This is a genomic window from Salmonella sp. SJTUF15570 (genome assembly GCF_043357055.1).
Classification (GTDB): domain Bacteria; phylum Pseudomonadota; class Gammaproteobacteria; order Enterobacterales; family Enterobacteriaceae; genus Salmonella; species Salmonella enterica.
Genome location: NZ_JBEUKJ010000032.1, coordinates 1 through 2,748 on the forward strand (window position 1 = coordinate 1; position 2,748 = coordinate 2,748).

The 2,748-nt window shown below is 44.8% G+C and carries 4 protein-coding genes; 2 read left to right on the top strand and 2 right to left on the bottom strand.

Annotated features, from left to right (window positions below; translation table 11 throughout):
* Positions 1-574: 574 nt before the first annotated feature.
* Positions 575-898, bottom strand: coding sequence for a plasmid mobilization protein MobA (gene mobA, locus ABVN44_RS24630; protein ID WP_000166966.1), 324 nt, complete (start codon positions 896-898; stop codon positions 575-577).
* A gap of 283 nt (positions 899-1,181) precedes the next feature.
* On the opposite strand from mobA, the gene ABVN44_RS24635 reads away from it, so the two are divergent.
* On the top strand, positions 1,182-1,376 hold the full coding sequence (locus ABVN44_RS24635; RefSeq protein WP_111225536.1) for a Rop family plasmid primer RNA-binding protein: 195 nt from the start codon (positions 1,182-1,184) through the stop codon (positions 1,374-1,376).
* Positions 1,377-1,863: 487 nt separating this feature from the next.
* Positions 1,864-2,025, top strand: a complete 162-nt coding sequence (locus ABVN44_RS24640; protein ID WP_071702868.1) for a replication initiation protein — start codon at positions 1,864-1,866, stop codon at positions 2,023-2,025.
* A gap of 247 nt (positions 2,026-2,272) precedes the next feature.
* On the opposite strand, the gene ABVN44_RS24645 is transcribed toward ABVN44_RS24640, so the two are convergent.
* The gene (locus ABVN44_RS24645) at positions 2,273-2,650 is read right to left on the bottom strand and encodes a hypothetical protein (RefSeq protein ID WP_000997687.1); all 378 of its coding nucleotides are present in this window, start codon (positions 2,648-2,650) and stop codon (positions 2,273-2,275) included.
* Positions 2,651-2,748: the final 98 nt, after the last annotated feature.

The window sequence follows — 2,748 nt, forward strand, 5'->3', positions numbered from 1 at the left end:
CATTAGGATTCATAGTCAGAGAACTAGAATATACCAGCACTTTTCCATCAACTTCAGCTTCAATTTTCATATTATCTCATCTTATAAACAATAATAACCAACACAGAAAAAACCAAAACAATAAACCCAGGCATTACAACAACCCGATGAAGTTTATGTAAAAACATTGACTTAATTAGACCATGCATAACATGCTTTAAAAGCAGAAATAAGATCACAAGAAGTATAATTATTATCAATGTTAAAAAAACCACCGAATAATTCACTTATCCCCCCACTCTCCTTTGCCTCATCAATAAAAAACAGAACAATTATACATCAAAACAAACAGTTACATCCCCTTCACTCCAATACTTTTAACATAATCCCTTAATTGTACGCACCACTGAAACGCGCTGAACGCGATTCTGACGCAGACACCGCAAAAAGAGATGTTTTACCCCGGAAAAACAGGAAGGATGCGTCAGGATCGTTTTCAGCTCGCTGCATAGCTATGCATGAAAGCGAATGGTGATCACTTTGGGAGCTTACGGTGTTCATACCGTCTGTTTTCGACAGTTTTCTCTCCGGGAAGCTAATCTGCCATAAGCCTGGATAACAGGGCACGGTGATACTCCGTAATAGCGATCAGCACCTCCGCATATTCCCTGTCCCCGACACGCTTGCCGTCGATAAAGAGTTTTTTCTGTAACGCCCCCAGTCTCATAACTTCTTTCAGCACCCGATCATCAGTCAGTGAGTTAACTTTCTTACCGAGAGCTGCCGCCCGTAAAAAACCGGAAACGGTCTTGCCGCATTCAGCAGCCCTTTTTCTGATTTCCTGGTCTTCTTCTGCCGTCAGACGAACAGGGCGACTGATAGCCCGCCTGCGCGTATTACTTCCACTTCGTTTTGTCATAAAACATGGCTCCGTATCTGACATGGGTGTCGGGGCAAAGCCCTGACCAGGGTAATTGTAATAGCGTGCATGCATGCGCGGTATAACAATTACACATCCTGTCCTGTCAGCAAGTTCGAATTACCGACAAAGACACGGCAGTTTTTTGGCAGTGACAGTATTGTCAGGCAGAAATACCCGTCAAAGCGTCAGACGGCAGAATACCGGCGGTAAAACAGTCGAAAAGTGGTACGCGATATAATCACACAACGCAGATGACAGACAGAACGGAGAAAACGAAAAGATGAACAAGCAGCAGCAAGCCGTACTCAACATGGCAGGATTCATAAAAAGCCAGAGCCTGACGCTGCTCGAAAAACTGGACGCACTCGATGCTGACGAACAGGCCGCCAAGTGTGAGAAGCTGCACGAACTCGCGGAAGAACTTCAGAACAGCATACAGACACGCTTTGAAGCGGAAAATCGCACCGGGATATAACGCATCCGGACAGGATGCAGAACGGCATAGAGGAGCGTAAGGAGAAAATGTCACATAAGGCGCTCTTCCGCTTCCTCGCTCACTGACTCGCTACGCTCGGTCGTTCGACTGCGGCGAGCGGTGTCAGCACACTCAAAAGTGGTAATACGGTTATCCACAGAATCAGGGGATAAAGCCGGAAAGAACATGTGAGCAAAAAGCAAAGCACCGGAAGAAGCCAGCGCCGCAGGCGTTTTTCCATAGGCTCCGCCCCCCTGACGAGCATCACAAAAATCGACGCTCAAGCCAGAGGTGGCGAAACCCGACAGGACTATAAAGATACCAGGCGTTTCCCCCCGGAAGCTCCCTCGTGCGCTCTCCTGTTCCGACCCTGCCGCTTACCGGATACCTGTCCGCCTTTCTCCCTTCGGGAAGCGTGGCGCTTTCTCATAGCTCACGCTGTTGGTATCTCGGCCCGGTGTAGGTCGTTCGCTCCAAGCTGGGCTGTGTGCACGAACCCCCCGTTCAGCCCGACTGCTGCGCCTTATCCGGTAACTATCGTCTTGAATCCAACCCGGTAAGACACGTCTTAACGCCACTGGCAGCAGCCATTGGTAACTGTCATGGAGGAGTAAATCTTGAAGTCATGCACCTGTTAAGGCTAAACTGAAAAAACAAGTTTTGGTGACTGCGCTCCTCCAAGCCAGTTACCTCGGCTCAAAGAGTTGGTAGCTCTGAGAACCTTCGAAAAACCGCCTGCCAAGGCGGTTTTTTCGTTTACAGGGAATAAGATTACGCGCAGAAAAAAAGGATCTCAAGAGGATCCTTGCATGTCTTACCTCCCCCTAACGATAAAGCAAGCCATCAAGTTCATGAATGAACATATTCCTATCCTTCTCTCAAAAAATAAGAAATAATTAATCCTTGTTTATGGGTTTTACACTTTCTTTGTTGGCCGCATGCGATGCCTCAACCCTACCAAACATATAACCTAGGGATAATGTTATTATTGGCGTAAAAACAGCCCATGATTCTTTTATATTATTAAGAATATTGACACCTTTATTGTTAAAGATATCAACAATAACAAGTGCAGATATTAAACATGCATACATAGTCAATGTAAATGTTATGACAAACCAAACAACACTACTTTTTGCATCATCACCAGTCCCTATCTTATCTGAGTATTTCTCCACCCGATTATTTATTAAAGAATAATTTGGATTTGGATTATAAGAGGCCGAACTACCAGAGGTAGATCCACCTTGAGAAATTGGATTAAAGTCATTCATTACTTATCCCTCAAGAAGTTAATACTAATCCATCTCGACTCAGAATTAAAAAGATTTGTTCTAAAATTAAAATAATGCTTTTTATTATTTTTTGTAAA